The following is a 3,098-nucleotide window of genomic DNA, read 5'->3' on the forward strand; positions in this document are numbered from 1 at the left end:
CCAGATCAAGTGGGGCCTGGACTACATGAACGACCGCTACGGCAGCCCGGCCGCCGCCTGGAACTTCTGGCAGGCCAACCACTGGTACTAGACCGGTGACCCCGCCCCGGCCCGCGGCACCGCCACCGGCCGCACGCGACGTACGAAGGCCCCGGTGGGCCGACCTCCCCAGGTCCGCCCACCGGGGCCTTCGGTGTCTCCTGCGGCGTGGGTCACGCTCAGCCGGGCGGATCGCAGCGTCGGGGGAGGGGGTCGGGAGGACCACGCCCGCCCTCCAGTGGTCGACGCGTCGCTGCGGGCGGGTGCCCCGTAGGGTCTCCGGTCCGACGAACCGCGCCTTCTCGAGGGTCCGGTTCCGCGGCCGCCCGCGGTCATCTCCGGAAGCCGATGACTCTTGCCTCACTCTATCGACATTCGATAGATTTCCATCGCGAAACGATGGAAGAATGGAAGGGCGGTGGGGGCGTGGGAAAGCTGACCGTGGCAGCGCTGCGCGGCGTGCTCGTGGTGGTCCTGGTGGGCACGGTGTTCGTCCAGGTGTCGATGGTGTGGGCGTTGTTCAACGACCCGGAGGACGGGTCCCTGCCGCTGACCCCGATGCGCGTGATCACGATCCTGGGCATGATGTCGGCCCAGGTGGCCCTGGTGTGCGTGTGGCGGCTGGTCGCGATGGTGCGACGCGGAACGGTGTTCTCGCACGCCGCGTTCCGTTACGTCGACGGCGTCATCGGCGCGATCGTGGCGGCCGCCCTCCTGTGGTTCGCGGTCACGGCCGTCAACGCGCCGGGCCAGCGCGAGGACCCGGGCGTCACCGTCATCATGGCCGGCATCGGCCTGGCGATCCTGGGAGTCGCGCTCATCGTGCTCGTCCTGCGGATGCTGCTCGCCCAGGCCGTGGCCCGCGACGTCGAAGCGGCACAGATGCGGGCCGAGCTGGACGAGGTGATCTGATGCCGATCGCCGTCGACATCGACGTGATGCTGGCCAGGCGGAAGATGTCGGTCGGCGAGCTCGCCGACCGCGTCGGGATCACCCCGGCCAACCTGGCCGTGCTCAAGAACGGCCGCGCCAAAGCGGTGCGCTTCGCGACCCTCGCCGCGCTCTGCGAAGTGCTGGAGTGCCAGCCGGGGGACCTGCTGCGCTGGGAGGCGGAGGACGCCGCGGACGGATGACCGCCCCAGGGAACCGACCCGGTGGCGGCGACGCCCGGCACGCGACTGCCTCACCCACCCGACCGCCGGCACAAGTGGGTGAGGCAGCAGACCGTCACGCAGTGCGGCGGACCGTCAGGCCGTGCAGCGGATCATCGTCAGCGGGGGATTCGCGTCGTGGTCCGCCCAGAACTCCTTGCCGAACTTCTCCACTCCGGCGTCCGAGATGCTCAGCGGCACCCACTCGATGCCGCGGAATCCGGAGGCCGCCAGCGTCCGTTCGTACGTCTCCTTCGACGGCACGGTGGCCTCGAAGGAGACCGGCGGGTCGAGCAGGGCGGTGAGCCGGATGCCCCGGCCGATCTCGTTGTCCTTGCCCGTCGCCTCGCACAGGAACCCGTACTTGTCGAGCGACGGCCCGCCGAAGTCGTACGCCGGGTCCTGCACGAACAGGTAGAACGCGCCGCCGGGCACCAGGCTGCGCCGGATGTTGCGCATCATCCGCTCGATCTCGGCGACATCGCGCGCGTAGTTGAACGCCTGCACGGCGACGGCGACGTCGAACGGCTGGTCGAACTCCCGCAGGGCGGCGGTGTCGCCGACCTCGTACGTGATGCCCAGGGGCTCGGACCGCTCCAGCGCGTCGGCGGCATCGACCATCGCGCCGGAGATGTCGAACCCGAAGACCCGGGAGGCGCCGCGGCGCTTGAGCTCCCGGCTGTAGAACCCCGTACCGCAGGCGATGTCGAGCACCGACTTGCCCGTCACATCGCCGACCAGGGCGAGAAAGCTGGGCACTTCCCCGTAGCGGATGATCGGCAGGGTCTTGAAGCCTTCGAAGGCCTCACCGATACCGTCGTACAACTGCCCACTCATCGTGGTGTTTCCCCTCGATTTGTGGCGTCGGCTCTCAGAACGAGCCGCGGCCCTTGGCGGAGAGTCTGCTGCCTCGTCAGCGGGACTTCGTACTGGTGGAAGCTACAAATATCAGCAGGCTGAAGCGGTCGTTGGCCTCAACGTCCCCGCCGTGCCGCGCGGCACCCCCGGGCGAGCCCTTCTCGCAGGTCGAGGACCGCGGGCCGGTCGAGTGGACGGGCGGCGGCGCCCGGTGCTCCGGTCCGGCCCTGAGGGGCGCGGACCGGGTGCCCGGAGGAGAATGGGAGACAGCTCACGGAGGGTCATGTCTGCCGTTGTCCGTTGGTCCGGCCGATCGCTGATCGCGGTGCTGCTGAGCACGGCGGTCGCATGGGGATCACCCGCATCACCCGCAGCCGGTCCACCCCTACCCTCCCAGGCCCGCCCGGTCGTCTCGTCCGCCCCTGTGGCCGCGCCGCAGCCCGGCCTGACGCTGAGCCCGGAGGAGGGCCCGGCAGGGTCGGACGTGGCGGTCACCGGCTCCGGGTTCGAAGGCTGCTTCTCGAAGCACGCCGGCACGGTCTCCCTCTCCTGGGAGGGCACCGGGATCGGAACCGCCGAAGCGGAGAGAGGGGCCGACGGATTCACGACCGGTATCACCGTCCCGGCCACCGAGGGCACCGGGGAGCGGGCGGTGCGGGCCGTCTGCGACCGGGACGACCGGTACGTCGCCACGGCGTACTTCACGGTCGTGGACACCGAGCCACCGCCGTCCGAGGAGGAGCCGGCCCTGACGCTCACGCCGACCGAGGGGCAGGCCGGAGCGGCGGAACTCCTCGCCTCCGGTTCCGGCTTCAACTGTTCCACCGTGGACCTGCTGTGGGACGACGAACCATTGGGCTCCTCCGAGGTCTCCGAGCAGGGCACGTTCGAGGCCACCGTCGAGGTAGGGGCGGACGCGCCGCCGGGCGACCACACGCTGCTGGCCCGCTGCACGTCGGACCCGGGCACGTCCGCCGAGGCCACGTTCACCGTCACCCCCGCGGCCCCGACCCCGACCGACCCGACGGACACCGCGCCGAACCCCACAGC

General features: G+C 70.8%; 4 protein-coding genes and 1 pseudogene. 4 read left to right on the forward strand and 1 reads right to left on the reverse strand.

The window, feature by feature from the left end; genetic code table 11:
• The 3 genes and pseudogenes from EF918_RS38795 to EF918_RS34170 form a co-directional block, all read left to right on the forward strand.
• Positions 1-91: pseudogene (locus EF918_RS38795) on the forward strand (lytic transglycosylase domain-containing protein); the annotation flags it as partial.
• A gap of 374 nt (positions 92-465) precedes the next feature.
• On the forward strand, positions 466-951 hold the full coding sequence (locus EF918_RS34165; RefSeq protein WP_125652765.1) for a DUF2975 domain-containing protein: 486 nt from the start codon (positions 466-468) through the stop codon (positions 949-951).
• Positions 951-1,172: a helix-turn-helix transcriptional regulator gene (locus tag EF918_RS34170; RefSeq protein WP_125652763.1), complete on the forward strand. Its 222-nt coding sequence runs from the start codon at positions 951-953 to the stop codon at positions 1,170-1,172. The genes EF918_RS34165 and EF918_RS34170 overlap by 1 nt, the downstream gene beginning before the upstream one ends.
• A 114-nt stretch (positions 1,173-1,286) precedes the next feature.
• On the opposite strand, the gene EF918_RS34175 is transcribed toward EF918_RS34170, so the two are convergent.
• On the reverse strand, positions 1,287-2,027 hold the full coding sequence (locus tag EF918_RS34175) for a class I SAM-dependent methyltransferase (RefSeq protein ID WP_125652764.1): 741 nt from the start codon (positions 2,025-2,027) through the stop codon (positions 1,287-1,289).
• Between the two features lie 445 nt (positions 2,028-2,472).
• Between EF918_RS34175 and EF918_RS34180 the strand changes: the two genes are divergently transcribed.
• Positions 2,473-3,098: hypothetical protein (locus tag EF918_RS34180; protein ID WP_221889788.1), on the forward strand; the 626-nt coding region annotated here is incomplete at its 3' end.

The sequence above is a fragment of the Streptomyces sp. WAC06614 genome (assembly GCF_003949795.1).
Lineage (GTDB): Bacteria > Actinomycetota > Actinomycetes > Streptomycetales > Streptomycetaceae > Streptomyces.